The following is a 16,985-nucleotide window of genomic DNA, read 5'->3' as shown; positions in this document are numbered from 1 at the left end:
ATATGAAAAAGATAGCTATAAAAGACAGAGTCGTTGAAGCCATATTTTCTAGCGGTGCAAAAGCATCTGTGATTATAGTGATGATTTTGCTAGTCTCGCTATTTTTGGCTCTCCTTTATAAGGCGATACCTGCTATGAAGGAGTTTGGATTTGGGTTTATATTTAGCCTAAAATGGGACGTAAATACAAATGAATTTGGCGGACTTGCTAGTATTTATGGAAGTGTGGTTTCAACTTTTATAGCTATGATTTTAGCCACGCCAGTAGCTATAGGTACGGCTATATTTCTTACGCAGATCGCACCTCATAAAATCAGAGGTTTTTTTGGTGTGAGCATAGAGTTATTAGCGGCGATTCCTAGTATCGTCTATGGAATGTGGGGATTTATATATTTTGTTCCGCTTGTTCGGGTGATTTTTGGAGGAAGCGGATTTGGACTTCTTACTGGCGGGCTAGTTTTAGGCGTGATGATTTTGCCTTTTATAGCCTCTGTTTCAAGAGACGCTATGAATACGACTCCAGAGATTTTAAAGGAGTCGGCTTACGCCTTAGGTGCTACTAAATTTGATGTAATAAAGCATGTGATATTTCCGTATGCAAAGCTAGGAATTATAGGCTCTATCATACTTGCTCTTGGTAGAGCTTTTGGTGAGACTATGGCAGCTATCTATCTTTTAGGTGCGATCCAAAAGATACCAGATAATCTAGCTAGCCCAGCGACTTCCATACCGGTGACTTTAGCATCTCAGTTTGGTGAGGCAATGGAAAATGAGCTTTATGAAAGTAGTCTTTTTTATCTAGCATTGATACTATTTTTAATCAGTTTTGCAAGTATTGCTTTGGCTAAATTTGTATTTTTGAAAAGAGGCAAGAGATGAGATCTGTAAATTACATAGCTAAAAGAGTTTTGATAGATAAGCTCATCTGCTATCTTAGCACGGCTTTTGCGATATTTGGGCTTATATTTTTATTTTGGATTATTCTTACTGTTATCTATAAGGGTTTTTCTGGTTTTAGCCTGACTTTATTTACCATTCCTACTTCATTTGGCGGACTTGCAAATGCTCTTTTAGGACAGCTTGAGCTAGTTATTATAGCATCGCTTGTTGGCGTACCTTTTGGTATTATGGCAGGAGTTTATCTAAGTGAATATGGATTAAATAAAAATATATCAAATTTAGTAAGAAATATCAGCGATATTATGATGAGCACCCCAAGTATAGTTATAGGTGCTTTTGCTTATGCTATTTTGGTCAAGCCTTTAAACTCATATAGTGGCTGGGCTGGAAGTTTTGCGCTTGCTATTATGATGATCCCTGTTGTATTAAAGACTACTGATGATATGCTTAGTCTTGTGCCAAAAGCATTAAGAGAGGCTAGTTTTGCACTTGGTGCTTCAAAATACAAATGTATCACGAGTGTAGTTTTTAGAGCTGCAAAAAACGGACTTTTAACCGGAGTGATTTTATCTGTCGCAAGAGTCGCTGGTGAGACTGCTCCATTACTTTTTACAAGTTCAAATAGTGATTTTTTCAATTTTAATATGAATGAAGCCATTCCTTCTCTTAGCGTTAGCATATTTGATTTTAGTTCTATGCCTGATGAAAATTTAAATGCAGTCGCGTGGGCTGGAGCTTTGATACTAGCTATTTTTGTTTTAGGCGTCAATATTTTAGGACGCATTTTAATACGTAAATAAAGGAATAAAATGAGTAAAAATTTGGCTATAGATATAAAAAATTTTTCATTTTGGTATGCAAAATCGAGCAAACCAAGCCTAAATAATATAAATTTACCGGTTGTTAAAAACAAAGTTACGGCTCTGATAGGACCTAGTGGATGTGGAAAATCCACGCTTTTACGCTCTATTAACCGCATACACGATCTTTATCCAGGAAATACTTATGAAGGTAAGATAATGTTTGAGGGCAAAAATATACTTGATCCAAAGATAGATCTTATAGATCTTAGGATTAAAGTCGGTATGATATTTCAGCAGCCAACTGCTTTTCCTATGAGTATAAAAGACAATGTAGCTTATGGGCTAAAACTAAGTGGCGTAAAAGATAAAAAACTACTAGCAAAAAAAGTCGAAGAGTCTCTAAGAGGTGCAAATATTTGGGATGAGGTAAAAGATAGGCTAGGCGATGATGCCACTTCTTTAAGTGGTGGTCAAAGACAAAGGCTTTGTATAGCAAGAGCTATAGCAGTAAGTCCAGAAGTTTTGCTTTTTGATGAGCCTACAAGTGCGCTTGATCCGATATCTACTATAGCCATAGAAGAGCTAATACATAGTTTAAAAGATAGATACACAGTTGTTATAGTCACCCACAATATGGCTCAAGCCACTAGAGTTAGTGATTATACCGCATTTATGTATTTAGGCGATATGATAGAATACGGCGAAACTGAGCAAATTTTTAATGCTCCAAAAGAACAACTTTTAAAAGAGTATGTCGGTGGCAAATTTGGTTAATATCCCATCAAGTACGCAAAAAGAGCTAATAGAAAAGTTCAAACAGCTAAAGCCTTTGGAAGTTTGGCTATTTGGTAGTTATGCCAAAGGCAACCCAACAGCATCTAGCGATATGGATCTATTTTTGGTTAAAAAGAAACTAAAACCAAATTTTAGCGATGAGCTAGTAAAGCTTAGAAGTGAGCTTAGAGAATTTGAAAAAAAACATAACATCGAGATAGATCTTTTTGTCGATACGAAGTCAAATATCAAGCAAAAGCTAAGAAATAATGATGAATTTTATAGCTCTGTCTTTAGAAACGCTCAGAAAATTTATACCAAAAATGGCAAACGCTATATTTGGTTAAAAAAAACAAATAAATTTGATAGTTTGATTTTTAATTCTATAAAATGGCTCATTTTAATAGAGAAAAATTACCCGATTTAATTTAAAAAAAATTAAATTTATGCTAAAATCATAACTTTTACGCAAGGAAAGATATGATAAAAACAGTTTTACCGCTTAGTTTTATAACCGCTTCAAGATTTTTTGGGCTTTTTATAGTATTGCCAGTACTTAGTCTTTATGCTTTAAATTTAAAAGGTGCAAATGAGTTTTTAGTCGGACTTTTAGTCGGCATTTATGCTATCACTCAGATGATTTTGCAAGTACCTTTTGGTGCTCTTAGCGATAAGTTTGGCAGAAAAATTACAATGAGTTTTGGGCTTATTGTTTTCATCATAGGATCGCTTGTTTGTGCTAGTGCAGATGATATTTATACTATGCTTTTAGGGCGTCTTATCCAAGGTAGTGGAGCTATCGGCGCAGTTGCGACTGCTATGATAAGCGACTTTGTCAGCGAGGAGAAAAGAGGCCACGCTATGGCGATAATGGGCGGTATGATAGGTATATCTTTTGGACTATCTATGGTTTTAAGCCCTATCTTAAGCTCTAAATTTGGGCTTTCTAGCCTATTTTATCTCTCAGCTTTGCTTTGTGTTTTTTGTATAGTTTTGCTCTACGCAGTTGTGCCTAGTGAGATAAAAGTAGTCCATTTTGAGCCTAAAATAGGCTTTTTAAAGCTTCTTAAACAAAAAAATCTTTTTATTATGAATATCACAAATTTAATGCAAAAAATGCTTATGAGTGCCGCATTTGTGGCTATCCCTATCGTTTTAGTTGGCGAAATGGGCTTTGATAGCAAAAATTTATGGATAGTTTATGCTTTAGCTACTTTATTTGGCTTTGTTTCTATGGGAATGGCAGGATTTTTAGGCGATGCAAAAGGTCATAGTAAAAAGCTTTTGCTTATAGGTGTAGTCTTGTTTATAGTCGCGTATTTGGCGTTTGCTTTTAGCAAAAATAGTGCGTTTTTTATAGTTGGTGTTGTTCTGTTTTTTATCGGATTTAACTTGCACGAACCCATTATGCAAAGCTGTGCTAGTAAATTTGCCCTAAGTAGCCAAAAAGGCTCAGCTTTAGGCGTTTTTAATGCTTTTGGATATTTTGGTAGTTTTTTAGGCGGAGTTTTGGGTGGATATTTTTTACATAAATTTGATATAACTACTTTGGCGATTTTTTACGCTATTTTATCCATACTTTGGTTAGTGCTTTTAAGTCTGCTTAGCGACCCAAAAATCTTTAAGAATTTATATCTTGAGAGCGCTGATTTTAGCAAACTTGACAATACTGCTGGCGTGATAGAGCGATATAAAAATCAAAATTTCTTTGTAGTCAAATACAACTCTTCTATCATCAGCGAAAAACAACTGCTAGATATCTTAGACAAATGAGCCTAATGCAATAAAAAATAAATTAGAGCCAGTCTCTCAAATGAACTAATATTAAAAATTCATTTTAAACATTGCAAAAAACATATGGATTAAAAAAATTAAAGCGGTAAAAAAGAGTAATTTTTTACGTTTAAAAGAATAAATTTATATTTAACAACTTAGAAAAATTTATTAAATTTGACGACAATAAAAAATCTGAGGCTAAACCCCTGATTTGTAGGGGTTTAGATGATTAGAATTTGTATCTAAGTCCAAGTGTGCCGTTGTAGTATTTTTCGCCACTTCTTGCTTTTGCACCAAAGTTTATGTTTGTTGATAAATTTTGAGTGATAGAAAAATCAGCACCAGTTTGCACCACAGCATAGCCATGTTTTTTCTTGCCAGAGCCTATGATTATATCGTAGTTTGAGCCTACATAATTTAGACGAAGGTCGTTATTATTTTTATAAATTTCTTGCTCGTAAGCTGGTGTGATATAGATATAGCTACCATCAGCTATGTAATTTCTTAACTCTACACCTGCTTTAAGGCTTAGAGATTTTTGCGTAGTTTTGCCCCAATTTATCGCAAATTTACCACTCTCATCAAATGCCTTGCTTGAAACATAGCTATAAGTTAAACCAGTTAGCGGTTTAGCATAAAATTCATTGCCTAAATCAAAGATATAGCCATAAGTCGCTTCTGCTGCAAAGAAATTTGTGTCATATTTACCTGATTGTTCGCTTTGATTTTGAATCCTTTTTAGCTCATTTTTACCAACGCCAAATGATAATTTTGCGTCTATCTCACTATTTTGCACAAAGCTTCTTGAATAAATTCCAAGCTGATAATTATCAGCCTCGTTGTTTATTATACTATTTTTTGCCCTTGTTTGTGCATATGTTAGATATGAGCCTATGATTGTGTTATCAAAAGTCTTATCATAGCCTATGTTAAAGCCGTATAGTTTGCTATCTACGCCGTTTTTTACGCTACTTTTTGAGCCGACAAGTGTCGCCCAAAGTCCATTGTCGTAGTTAAATCTATCTGTGTATGCCCTAACCACGCTTGATAGACTATCTCCATTATCAGCAAACGCATCGTCTTTTAAATTTGCTATTGCGTAAGCTAGTGCTAGGTCTTCATTAAATGGGTTTGATAGTTTTGCTAGACGCGTATTTGTAGCTATATCGGCTGAGAATTTTATAATATCAGTATTTACCTTGCTATTTATAGTTTCAGAAGCTGTGTTTATAGAATTTACAGCGTCTTTTACAGCACTAATAATACTATCTTTATCGCCTGATAAAAGATCTGCTATATCATCTCTTGCGACTATACTTGCTAATGCTGAGGTGACTGATTTTTCAGTTTGTCCTAGGTTGTTAGCTTGATTGTTTTTGATAGCTTCTATCTTTGCTTCTATGGCTTTATTTCGATCTTGTTTAGCTTGATTGAGTTCTGCTTGTTGATTTTTTATGAGATTTTCAAGCTCTGTTTGCTCAGCTAGGGCTTGTTCTTTTTGCTCTTGTGTTGCATTTGGGTCTGCGTTTATTTTATTCACATTAAGTTTTGCCTGTTCTAGCTCTTTTTGTGTATTTGCCACTTGGATTTTTATATCATTTACCTTAGTTGTAGCTTGATTTGCGCTTGCTATCGCCTCGGTTTCAGTAGCTTTATTTTCCGCATTTGCACTATCTATCGCTTTATTTTCAAAAACTTTATCAAGTATAGCTTTAAGGTTATGACTAGCCATATAGTCATTTATATTTTTTATGGACTTTTCTGAGTTTTTTTGCTCTGCTTTTAGCATATTTAAGAATTTATTTAAATCATCATCGCTTATATTGTCATTTATTTTAGATACATAGCCGTCTATGCGATATGAACCTTCATCTTCTTCCACCCCAAATTCGAAGTTGTTTTTTACCAAAAATTCATTAAATTCTTTTATTTTTGCACTCTTGTCGCCTGATGTAGTTGTTTTTATCTCTTCTAGTCTAGAGATACTATCTTTTATTAGCTCTAAATCTTTTGCATTTGCTTTATTAAATAATTCCAAAGATTTTAAGACATCATTTGAGTTGCCAAGTTTTTTAATCTCATTAAACATAGCTTTAAAGTTCGCATTATCTTTATACTCACTCTCATCTTTTTCCATAATCAACATTGCCAAACCATCAAAAAACGTTGTAGTTTTAAACAACTCTACACTATTTTTTACATTACTTTCTACTAACTTTGCTATTGTAGCTAAATCATTTTTGCTTAAACCGCTTTGAAAGATTGTGTTGTTGTTAACAGATGAACCAGAAGAGGTTGCATATAGATTTCCATCTTGATCTAAACGAATTGTATTCCTCTCGCCGTTATCAAACTTAATCTCAATACTATTGTTATCATGACTTATACTTACATTTCTACCTTTGTCTGTAGTAAATGTAAGCGCATCTACTCTTTCTGCCCAGCCACCGGTATCTATTAGGCCTTCGTAAAGGTTAAAGTTAAGGTTTTGGTCGTAGTCAAGGTCGTCTTCATTGTATTCGCCAATCCTTACTCCAGGCCCTACTCCAAGCCCTGCTACTGTGGAGCCGCCTAGAGCAAATTTAAAAATATCGCCAAGCTCTTCATATTTACCGTTAGTATTTAACTGATCGGCGGTAACATTTTTTATATCGCCATTTATATTGCCTAGTTTTTGTGCTATATCAGCTGACTTATCTTTAAATGGTAAATAAAAATAGTTGTAAGCTCTTAAATTTTTATTTATCTCATCAACCTTTTCATCGACTGAGTAACCAAAAGTAGAGCTAACACTAAGCGAAACGCCAAATAATGTAGCACATACCGCACGCGAAATTTGCATCATTTTCTCCTTGTAAAAAATATTTGAGCCATTATACCCCCCCATATTAAAATTTAATTAATTATTAAATAAAATTTAGCAATAATTCTGGCGCAAAAATTTATTTTAGGAGATTTTATGAAACTATCGCTAATTGCATCAAGTACGATAATCAGTTTAGGATTAGTAAGCAATGCCAGTGCTAAAAATTACATAACTCCAAATTCAGGCGGTTTGGACGAGTACTTTGATCTAAAAACAAATGGCAACACTGCAACCATCACTATCAAAGATACTTATAAAAATAAAGACTTAATCATAGGTAGCAATGTAAATGATTTTGTCGTAGATAACATCAGCAAAGAGAACACATCTCTATATATCAATACAGGCAGCCAAAAGCTAGCCATAGAAAACATACTAGATGAGGATCGTACAGATACAGAGTCTAGAATGTATAATGCTAATCTAACTGCTTCTGAAGTTAGTTTAAAAGATATGAATTTAGAGTATTACAAAAATGCAAATCGGGTAAATGCAAATGTGCGTATAAGCAATAGCGATGAGTCGCAACCAAATTCCTTAAACTCTTCAGTTATGATTATAAACAGTTTGCAAAATGACAACTATAATGCCAGCTTAAATATAACAGGGAATTTAAATGCTAGTAATACTAAATTTTATGGTGCTTCTACTAGTGGAAATTTAAATTTTAATGTTGGTAAAAATGTAAATATCACAGATTCTAAATTTTTTGTGTTAAATAAAGATTTAGGCAACCATCGGTTAAATGTTGATAATCTAACACTAAATAGATTTGTATTTATGAGCGCAGAAAGTTTTAATAAAGATATAGCTACCAAAAACACAGCCGGAGCTAGCCTTTTTAAGAGAATTGATCAAGTTTTTAAGAAAGATACAGCAGATAAACTCTCATCAATGACAAACGGTAGCTACCTTCCACCTATGGATTTAAAAGACCTAGTAGATTATAAATTAAGCGTAGAAAAAAATGGAAATAAAGAGTATCTTATCATCAGTGGCGGTGTTACTGACAAAGTCAATAGCATAAAAGCCATACTTGAAATTGAAAAAGAGTATCTAGAAAATGTAGTTAAATTCTACGATTTAGATTTTAATGCTGCATTAAATCAAGCTATTAAAGATGGCTTAGAAGACATAAAAGAGCAAATTGAGAATAAAAACGATATTATTGCTAAGATAGATGAAAATGGTGGCGATGAGAGCAAACTAAGCACAAAAGAGAAAATGGATGCGTTAGGAATTGAGCTCACTCCAACTTCTAAATTTATATTTGAAAAAGCATCTAGCCTAAAAACCAAGCACTCAAACACCTATAATCTACTTCTTGGCAACGGCGCAAATACACTTGATGGGGCAACAAGACTAAATAAAGCAGCCGATTCTATGCAAGCATCAGGAAATATAAATGAATCGCAAAATATATTTAATAGCTTAATTGCTTCAGATATCGACCCTTCAGTCGGCATAAAAGCAATCACACATAGCAAGTTCTTTAAAGATGTCAGAGATAGCTCTAGAGACAGCATAAATATCTTAAATAATGGAAGTAGTATAAATAGTGCTATTAATATATCAAATGATATGAGTATAAGCAAGAGAGTAGCAAGTATAAATAACCCTTATAGCGAAGTAAGATTTGCTAATGTGCTTAAATCTAGCCTTTTGGCAAACAGCACAAATATAGCAAGTGACGCTATCTATGACTACTATGGTATAAGTAACTACGATAATAGCGTGTGGGCAAATACATTTGGCGGTGTAAATATCATAGATGGAAATAGTGGCGGGCTATATGGTATTAGCGTTGGTATCGATAGAGAATTTAACGATAATTTGCTAGTTGGCGTCTATGCAACTTATGCAAACTCAAATATCAAAGATAAGCTAAACGAGCAAAAAGTAAATAACTACCAAATAGGTCTTTATAGCTCTTATAGATTTGACTCTTATGAGATAAACTCTAAAATTTACGGACAAATAGGTGATACAAAACAAGATATAAGCCTAGCTGGAAATGTAAATAGTGCAAATTTTAATAGAAAATTTGTTGGATTTAGCTCAAATATTGGCAAGGTCTTTAGCGTAAGTAGCGATCTATTTTTAAAACCTTTTGTAGGGGCGAATTACTACTATAGCTATACGCCTAATTACACAGAGACAGGTGCTTTATCAAGAAAGGTAAGATCTAATACCAACAATTCAGTTAGCTTAGAGCTTGGCTTAGAGAGTAGAAAATACTTCAGTGAAAACTCATACTTATTCATCTCACCAAAAATAGAGCAATATATAATCAACGATGGAGATGACTATACAGCAAGCTTTATCGGCTCAAATGCTGCATTTTCTATTAAAGGAAGTGATAAGAAAAAGACTTATGGGCAACTAATCATAGGTGGAAATATCGCCTTAAATGATAGACTAAGTTTGGACGCTGGAGTTGGAGCTAAACAAATTTTAGCCGGCAAAGTAGATTCTAAAAATGAAACCTATTTAAACGGAAATATAGAGGTTAAATATAAATTTTAATTATTATAATTTCTACTCTATCGCAAAAAAGGATTGACTTTTTGTCATAGCAACCAAAAGCTTATTTTATTATGCTTTTGATTTGCTTGACAAAAAGTTTATTTATCATAAGCTAAATTCGCTAGTATTTTTTACTGGTCCTTTATCATTAGTATTTTCATAAACTTTATTTCTATATAAATTTCTAATTTTTTCAAAATCTTCGTGTTCGTAATTATTTTTTAACATTTTTAAGTTATCGCTATTTATTCCGTTTTTCTTAGCTATTTTTTCAAATTCATCTCTTGCGATCAACATATCAGATAAAATTTCTTTAAATTCACTTTCATTTATCTCAAAAAATTCTTTTATCCCATTAAATAATTCAATAGAAGGCAAATTTGCAAAATCAATAAAATTTAAAGCGTGGCTTTGCTTTGAGTATATTATCATATCAGGCGTAATGTCAAATGCTGGACTTAAATTCCAACTTTTTGTCTCTCTGTCATATAAAACGCCGTGATTTTTTAAATGATCATCTGTATTACCAAATAAACCATTAAAAACCATTCTACGAAATAGCTCTTTTTTATTTTTACTATCTAATATAAAAGCCAAATCAACATAGCTTTTTTCATCACTTGTTTCACTCTCTTTAACCCCTAAAAGTGTCATTGCTGATTTATATGGTATTCTCTCATTTCCTATCCTATCAAATCTTTCAACTAATAAAGCAGTTCCTTTTATCGTTTCATAAAGTTGTGTTTTACAAACATTGATTTTTGCTATTTTTGCCACTTCTAACATAGTTTGTTCGCATTTTGAAATTTGCTTATATTCATCTTTGATTGATGGAAATTTGGCGATATAAAGTTTGTTATCTTTAATAATGCTAGCCTTTGGTCTAGCTCCACCTAGACTCCCGCTTGGAGCTAATAAATTTTTTATATCGCTATCTAAACTTTCGCCTTCTTCTACTCTACTAGCTGATTGGCAAAGTTCATTTATATTTGTTAATTTTGGAATATCAGTTTTTGAAGATACAAATTCTCCATCTCTTTTGATTCTAATAGACCCTACTCTAAAATAATCACTAACCCAAATCAAATATTCGCTACTTGTAAGTTCGCTTCTTGCTTTTCTTTTTTGGATGAGCCTTCCCCATCTATCAGGACTAATATCGCAAAAGATACCCCAAAGATCTTTTGAGATAAATTCCATATCCTTTAAAGGTAAATTTGGGTCTATTTCAAATCCATTTTTTAACCATTGTTTGTCATATGAAAAATAATATGTTTCGTTTTTACCTACTGCATATACTTTCATTTCGCCAATTTTGGTTTCATTATCATAAATTTCAAATAAATCTTTCATCTTACCTTTCATTTTGTTTTAGCAAAAAAGATTAAATAATATAAAGTGTTTTATCTCTGTTTTAAATGCCCAAACGATAAATATACACAAAATAATAATGGCTATAAATGCGTTAAATTTATATATATATAGCTATCGCAAAATTTAGATTTTTGTTTTCTGGTTTATAAGTAATTGTATCATAAAATTAGCAATATTTTGCTTTCTAATGGTAGCAGATTACTCACCCATTTTCATTTTTCTTTTTTATAAGAAAGGTCTTATGAAAATTAACCTAATTTTAAAATATAATAAACAGCTAATTATATATTATATTAAGTTACTATTAAAGTGAATAATCCATAGATATAGTGAAATATGTATTTTATTAGGTATAATTAATTCTGGTAAAACCCTTATATGAGTTTTAAGAGTTTGCTAAGCAATACATAAATCCTTTGTAATTTAAATTTGCATTGAATTCTAAATTTTTAATTAAAAAATTCAAGGTTATAAATTTGAATTTACATAGTTTGGTTTATGATGTATTTTTAAAGCTACTTAAACATAATTTTAACTTTGCTTTATTCATCTCTTTATTTTTATTGTTCTTAGGCTCTATCTGAGTTCTTTTGTTTTATTATTTGATTTTGTTTTTAAATTTGATATCGCTAAGATCAGCTTTTATAGCTTCATATCTGCCTTTTTCTTCTATGCTGTTAAATTTAATCTATACTCTATGATACTATGCTAATCTCTTCTTTAGTAGCAGTATTTAAATTTAGGGCTATTAATCATCTTAATCCCTTTTTAATGTAATATAGCAGATTATATGATAGCGATCTAAAAATAAATGTCATCTAAATATGATATATACAGCTTGATACTCTTACTACATAAATCTAAAATAAATTAAATCAAGAGTTTGAAACTAATAATCCAAAATCCAAATCAAAAAGCTACAAAAGCTAAATGCTAGTCTATCATTTGCTTTAAGCACCACCAAATCCCTCTTGTTTTATGAAATTGTATCATAAGCTGATAAATAAATCTTTTTTTATCAACATAAACGTTAAAAACGCCTTTATTGAGTATTGCACAATTTACATTGTGTCGTAAATGTAACATAAATTTAGCCACAAAAGCACTAAGCGAAACTAAAAATCTAATGGATAAAAATAGCGTTAATGGAGTAGTGGATTTTAGAGCTTTAAACCAAAGCTTAAATAGTTTAGATTTTGTGAGTGAATTTGCTAAAGAGCCAAATTATAAGCATTATTAAAGCGATATCTTAGATGAGATCATTTGGTTTAATAGCCTTACTTGCTAGTTTGACTTACGCTAAATTTAAATACTGCTACTAAAGAAGAGCTTATGGAAACAACGCTTAGAACAATATTAATACATATAAACAATGATTAATACCATTGCATTTACAGCTAAATTATAATCTAGCTGTTTGATTTATAATAAGCTAAAAAAGTATATAAATTTACATATTTTACGTATTATTTATGGAGTTAGTTTGTTTTATAGCAGATATCTATAGTAAAGCTATGTTTATTCAATTATCTACAGTATTTGTTTTACTAAAACTATACCCAAACAATAGAGCCATTATAAATTTTCGTAATGATATATTAATCACCATATCATATCATCACACTAATTATTTATAACCAAATCTCCTATAAAGAGTATAAAGTTAAAATTCAAAAGCCCGGGGTAGATAATAAAGATAATAAAGATAATAAAGATAATAAAGATAATAAAGATAATAAAGATAATAAAGATAATAAAGATAATAAAGATAATAAAGATAAATTTAAAAGCATATAAACATTAAATTTGGGAATATAAATAAATATAAATAAATATAAATAAATATAAATAAATATAAATAAATATAAATAAATATAAATAAATATAAATAAATATAAATAAATATAAATAAATATAAATATGAAAAAATCTTTTTAAAATTACAATAATTATAAATTGTTTAATGTTTTAAAAAAGATTGATTTATAAATTATTCTGTAAAACAAGATTAAGATAAAAAAAGAATATTCAAAAATATTTTAACAAAGCCCGCAGCGACCTACTTTTCCACATCTCAGTAAGAGAGAGTATCATCAGCCATGATGAGCTTAGCTTCTTGGTTCGAGATGGAGCAAGGCGTTTCCTCATCTGTATAGCCACGGGCAGTGTTAAATAAAACATTATCTAAATAAGAGTAATATCTTATTTAACACTGCTAAGGTATTAAAGTTAAAAATCACTAAATTTAATATCTAAAAATATTTTAAAAACCTAAAAGGATTATATTTTATCCTTAACAAGGAAGTGATGCTTATAAAGATAAGCAAACGAGCTATTAGTACTGGTCAGCTAAATGACTCTCATCACTTACACACCCAGCCTATCAAACTAGTAGTCTACTAGAGCTCTTAAAAGAAGATTCATCTTGGAGTTGGCTTCGAGCTTAGATGCTTTCAGCTCTTATCACATCCCAGCTTAGCTACTCAGCGATGCTCTTGGCAGAACAACTGATACACCAGTGGCTGGTTCAACCCGGTCCTCTCGTACTAGGGTCAACTCTCCTCAATCTTCTTACGCCCACGGCAGATAGGGACCGAACTGTCTCACGACGTTCTGAACCCAGCTCGCGTACCGCTTTAAATGGCGAACAGCCATACCCTTGGGACCTGCTCCAGCCCCAGGATGCGATGAGCCGACATCGAGGTGCCAAACCTCCCCGTCGATGTGAGCTCTTGGGGGAGATCAGCCTGTTATCCCCGGGGTACCTTTTATCCTTTGAGCGATGGCCCTTCCACACAGAACCACCGGATCACTAAGACCGACTTTCGTCTCTGCTTGACGTGTATGTCTTGCAGTTAAGCTGGCTTATGCCTTTATACTCTACGAACGATTTCCAACCGTTCTGAGCCAACCTTTGTAAGCCTCCGTTACATTTTGGGAGGCGACCGCCCCAGTCAAACTACCCACCAGACATTGTCCTACTTGCGGATAACGCAAGCTAGTTAGCTACTCAAATAAAGAAGAGTGGTATCTCAACAATGGCTCACCATAAACCGGAGTCTATGGATCAAAGCCTCCCACCTATCCTGCGCATCTTTATCCAAATAGCAGTGTCAAGCTGTAGTAAAGGTCCACGGGGTCTTTCCGTCTTGCCGCGGGTAGGAGGAATTTTCACCTCCACTACAATTTCACTGGATCCCTCTTTGAGACAGCTCCCATCTCGTTACGCCATTCATGCAGGTCGGTATTTAACCGACAAGGAATTTCGCTACCTTAGGACCGTTATAGTTACGGCCGCCGTTTACTCGGGCTTCGATCAAGAGCTTCGCTAATGCTAACCCCATCAATTAACCTTCGAGCACCGGGCAGGCGTCACACCCTATACATCCACTTACGTGTTAGCAGAGTGCTGTGTTTATGGTAAACAGTCGGGAGGGACTCTTTGTTGTAACCTTCTTTGCTTTGGGAGTGAATCTTAATACAAAGTTAGGCACACCTTATACCGAAGATACGGTGCTATTTTGCAGAGTTCCTTAAAGAGAGTTCTTCCACGCGCCTTAGAATACTCATCCCACCCACCTGTGTCGGTTTACGGTACGGGCAATATTAGCTAAACTTAGAAACTTTTCTTGGCTCGATAGTATTATGGATTCTCCCCGCTATCCGAAGACTTTGGAGAGCCTTTAAGATCTCGAATAAAAAGTGGCGGATTTGCCTACCACTTAATCTACATCCTTAGACTAGCACTTCCATCCGCTAGCTCCACTAACTTTAAGCGTCCTTCCATCGCACACTAATATTGGTATCGGAATATTAACCGATTTTCCATCGCATACCCCTTTTGGACTTTGCTTAGGACCCGACTAACCCTACGATGACGAGCATCGCGTAGGAAACCTTGGGTTTACGGCGAAGGGGATTCTCACCCCTTTTATCGCTACTCATGCCTGCATGCTCACTTCTATCCGCTCCAGCACTCCTTACCGGTATACCTTCAACGCTGAATAGAACGCTCTCCTACCACTTAGTTAAAAACTAAGTCTAAAGCTTCGGTACTCATTTTAGCCCCGTTATATTTTCCGCGCGAAATCACTAGACCAGTGAGCTATTACGCTTTCTTTAAAGGATGGCTGCTTCTAAGCCAACCTCCTGGTTGTTAAAGTAACTTCACATCGTTTTCCACTTAAATGAGATTTAGGGACCTTAGCTGTTAGTCTGGGTTGTTCCCCTCTTGACGACGGATTTTATCACTCGCCGCCTGACTGCTGTGATTACACTTTGCGCATTCGGAGTTTGATAGGGTTTGGTACATTGGTGTATGCCCTAGCCCATTCAGTGCTCTACCTCACAAAGTTACTACACAACGCTATACCTAAATATATTTCGGAGAGAACCAGCTATCACGATGTTTGATTGGCCTTTCACCCCTATCCACAAGTCATCAGGAGCCTTTTCAACGGCCGTCTGTTCGGTCCTCCACCGGCTCTTACACCGGTTTCAACCTGCTCATGGATAGATCACATCGTTTCGGGTCTGCAGCATCTGACTATACGCCCTATTAAGACTCGCTTTCGCTACGGCTCCGGGTTTCCTTAACCTTGCCAGACACCACAACTCGCAGGCTCATTATGCAAAAGGCAGTCCATCACCCTGATAAATCATAGGGCTCTGAATGATTGTAAGCAAATGGTTTCAGGTTCTATTTCACTCTGATCACCTCAGTTCTTTTCACCTTTCCCTCACGGTACTTGTGCACTATCGGTCTAGTAGTAGTATTTAGGGTTGGATAGTGGTCTACCCAGCTTCAGACAGGATTACACGTGTCCCGCCCTACTCAGGATACTGCTAAGTATAAACGCACTTTCATATACGGGAGTATCACCCTCTATGCTTAAGCTTTCCAGCTTATTCTATTAGATTGTTTAAGTCTATATTGCAGTCCTACAACCCCACTAGCAAGCTAGTGGTTTGCCCTCTTACGCTTTCGCTCGCCGCTACTAGCGTAATCTCGTTTGATTTCTTTTCCTGTTGGTACTAAGATGTTTCAATTCCCAACGTTCGCTCCGCATTGCGGTAGTATATATCACTATATACTGGGTTGCCCCATTCAGAAATTCCCGGATCAAAGCCCCTTGACGGCTCCCCGAGACTTATCGCAGCCTAGCACGTCTTTCATCGCCTCTACTAGCCAAGGCATCCACCATTTGCTCTTAGTAGCTTACCTTTTTTTAGTTCGTATCTGAGCTTTACTCAGATTTACGACAAATTTTAAAAAAGTTTAAACAAACTAAAGTCCCTACAAGTAGGGTTACTATATGATTGCTATTAAACTAATTAAAAACTATCGTTACGAATTTTATATTTTTGTTTAGATTATTATTCTAATTTGCATCACTTCCTTGTTAAAGATAAAAATAGATAGCTAATCTATAAAATAAAAAAGATTTTTACTACTCTTTTCTTTTATTAAAGATATGGCTATTAGATTTATAGTATTTAAATTTAAATTTAATAAGACGGAAAGTATTAACTACTATTAAGTAAGTTTTAAAGCTTAATAGCTTGTGAAGTTAATATTTATAAACTATATCTTTTATATTATTGGGATAACACTGTTTGATATAGAATATTTGAAATTAAACTAAATTCAAAGCTCTAACAAGTCCTGTAAAATTGTTTTAAATATTAAAACTTGATTGTGATTTTTAACAATGGTATTTTAAATAACTTTAGACTAAAGTCTAATCAGAAAGTTTAAAATAAACTCTCTGATTAGACTTTGATTAATAAATTTATATTATTGCTATCTTTTAAATTTAAACTATGGTGGAGAATAGCGGGATCGAACCGCTGACCTCCTGCGTGCAAAGCAGGCGCTCTCCCAGCTGAGCTAATTCCCCATCTTTTTTTACTTCGCAGACCAGCAAAGCTAGTCTTTGCGAGCGGGAGCTACGCTCCCTGCACCCA

At 33.9% G+C, this 16,985-nt stretch carries 9 protein-coding genes, 1 tRNA gene and 2 rRNA genes; 7 read left to right on the top strand and 5 right to left on the bottom strand.

The window, feature by feature from the left end:
• Positions 1–2: 2 nt before the first annotated feature.
• The 5 genes from pstC to CHLWT_RS01955 are packed head-to-tail and all read left to right on the top strand — an operon-like array spanning position 3 to position 4,249.
• Positions 3–878, top strand: coding sequence for a phosphate ABC transporter permease subunit PstC (pstC, locus tag CHLWT_RS01975; protein ID WP_112000473.1), 876 nt, complete (start codon positions 3–5; stop codon positions 876–878).
• Complete coding sequence (gene pstA / locus CHLWT_RS01970) at positions 875–1,699, top strand: phosphate ABC transporter permease PstA (RefSeq protein WP_111949201.1); 825 nt, start codon at positions 875–877, stop codon at positions 1,697–1,699. Before pstC ends, pstA begins: the two co-directional genes overlap by 4 nt.
• Before the next feature lie 9 nt (positions 1,700–1,708).
• Positions 1,709–2,476 carry a phosphate ABC transporter ATP-binding protein PstB gene (gene pstB / locus CHLWT_RS01965; RefSeq protein WP_111996322.1) on the top strand — a complete coding sequence of 256 codons (768 nt, stop codon included), beginning with the start codon at positions 1,709–1,711 and terminating at the stop codon, positions 2,474–2,476.
• On the top strand, positions 2,460–2,903 hold the full coding sequence (locus CHLWT_RS01960) for a nucleotidyltransferase domain-containing protein (protein ID WP_170253223.1): 444 nt from the start codon (positions 2,460–2,462) through the stop codon (positions 2,901–2,903). The genes pstB and CHLWT_RS01960 overlap by 17 nt, the downstream gene beginning before the upstream one ends.
• Before the next feature lie 53 nt (positions 2,904–2,956).
• Positions 2,957–4,249 (top strand): MFS transporter, encoded by a 1,293-nt coding sequence (locus tag CHLWT_RS01955; protein ID WP_112000474.1) that lies wholly within the window; start codon positions 2,957–2,959, stop codon positions 4,247–4,249.
• Positions 4,250–4,481: 232 nt separating this feature from the next.
• Here CHLWT_RS01955 and CHLWT_RS01950 read toward each other — a convergent pair whose 3' ends face one another.
• Entirely contained in the window at positions 4,482–7,094 is a 2,613-nt protein-coding gene (locus CHLWT_RS01950) for an autotransporter domain-containing protein (protein WP_170253224.1), read from the bottom strand.
• 117 nt (positions 7,095–7,211) lie between these two features.
• Here CHLWT_RS01950 and CHLWT_RS09380 point away from each other — a divergent pair, with 117 nt between their 5' ends.
• A complete protein-coding gene (locus CHLWT_RS09380; RefSeq protein ID WP_244948785.1) occupies positions 7,212–9,644 on the top strand; it encodes an autotransporter outer membrane beta-barrel domain-containing protein in 2,433 nt (810 codons plus the stop codon).
• Positions 9,645–9,749: 105 nt separating this feature from the next.
• Here CHLWT_RS09380 and CHLWT_RS01940 read toward each other — a convergent pair whose 3' ends face one another.
• Positions 9,750–10,997, bottom strand: coding sequence for a type II toxin-antitoxin system HipA family toxin (locus CHLWT_RS01940; protein ID WP_112000476.1), 1,248 nt, complete (start codon positions 10,995–10,997; stop codon positions 9,750–9,752).
• Between the two features lie 1,066 nt (positions 10,998–12,063).
• On the opposite strand from CHLWT_RS01940, the gene CHLWT_RS01935 reads away from it, so the two are divergent.
• Positions 12,064–12,258, top strand: coding sequence for a hypothetical protein (locus tag CHLWT_RS01935; protein WP_111971399.1), 195 nt, complete (start codon positions 12,064–12,066; stop codon positions 12,256–12,258).
• 806 nt (positions 12,259–13,064) lie between these two features.
• On the opposite strand, the gene rrf is transcribed toward CHLWT_RS01935, so the two are convergent.
• The 3 genes from rrf to CHLWT_RS01920 all read right to left on the bottom strand — a co-directional run bounded on the left by rrf (position 13,065) and on the right by CHLWT_RS01920 (position 16,918).
• Positions 13,065–13,182, bottom strand: a 5S ribosomal RNA gene (rrf, locus tag CHLWT_RS01930).
• A gap of 151 nt (positions 13,183–13,333) precedes the next feature.
• Positions 13,334–16,242 (bottom strand): 23S ribosomal RNA (locus CHLWT_RS01925).
• Between the two features lie 600 nt (positions 16,243–16,842).
• A tRNA-Ala gene (locus CHLWT_RS01920) sits at positions 16,843–16,918 on the bottom strand.
• Positions 16,919–16,985 lie beyond the last annotated feature (67 nt).

It is taken from the genome of Campylobacter hyointestinalis subsp. lawsonii (assembly GCF_013372165.1).
GTDB classification, from domain to species: Bacteria; Campylobacterota; Campylobacteria; order Campylobacterales; family Campylobacteraceae; genus Campylobacter; species Campylobacter lawsonii.
Note: the sequence above shows the minus strand (reverse complement) of the source record. Positions and strands in the feature narration are given on the sequence as shown.

Coding starts and splice junctions, on each gene's coding strand:
- pstB (WP_111996322.1), top strand. CDS start 1,709: ATGAGTAAAAATTTGGCTATAGATATAAAAAATTTTTCATTTTGGTAT.
- pstC (WP_112000473.1), top strand. CDS start 3: ATGAAAAAGATAGCTATAAAAGACAGAGTCGTTGAAGCCATATTTTCT.
- pstA (WP_111949201.1), top strand. CDS start 875: ATGAGATCTGTAAATTACATAGCTAAAAGAGTTTTGATAGATAAGCTC.
- CHLWT_RS01940 (WP_112000476.1), bottom strand. CDS start 10,997: ATGAAAGATTTATTTGAAATTTATGATAATGAAACCAAAATTGGCGAA.
- CHLWT_RS01955 (WP_112000474.1), top strand. CDS start 2,957: ATGATAAAAACAGTTTTACCGCTTAGTTTTATAACCGCTTCAAGATTT.
- CHLWT_RS01950 (WP_170253224.1), bottom strand. CDS start 7,094: ATGCAAATTTCGCGTGCGGTATGTGCTACATTATTTGGCGTTTCGCTT.
- CHLWT_RS09380 (WP_244948785.1), top strand. CDS start 7,212: ATGAAACTATCGCTAATTGCATCAAGTACGATAATCAGTTTAGGATTA.